The organism is Undibacterium sp. TJN19 (assembly GCF_049339485.1).
In the GTDB taxonomy this organism is placed as follows: Bacteria; Pseudomonadota; Gammaproteobacteria; order Burkholderiales; family Burkholderiaceae_D; genus Undibacterium.
The window spans coordinates 1-315 of record NZ_JBMPPL010000076.1; the positions used below are offsets into that span (position 1 = coordinate 1).

At 43.2% G+C, this 315-nt stretch carries 1 pseudogene; it reads left to right on the forward strand.

Going from position 1 to position 315, the window contains the following annotated elements:
* Positions 1–195: pseudogene (locus tag ACO0LH_RS28595) on the forward strand (polyprenyl synthetase family protein); the annotation flags it as partial.
* Positions 196–315 lie beyond the last annotated feature (120 nt).

Below are 315 nucleotides of genomic sequence, written 5' to 3' on the forward strand. Positions count from 1 at the left end.
AATGCGCTGTTTGGTAACGCCGCTTCCGTGCTGGTCGGTGATTTTCTGTATTCACGTGCATTTCAGATGATGGTCTCCATCAATAGCATGCAAATCATGCAAATTTTGGTCGATGCCACCAATGTGATTGCAGAAGGTGAAGTCTTGCAATTGCTAAACATGCATGACCCGGATGTAACCGAAGAACGTTATCTACTCCTTGAAAACGGGGCTTTGATTATGCATGAGAAATGCAGGAATGGCGACATGCGGTGTTACCAAATGATACGCGCAATGATTTGCTTGCCTGTATTTGTGTTGTAATATGAAACTTAT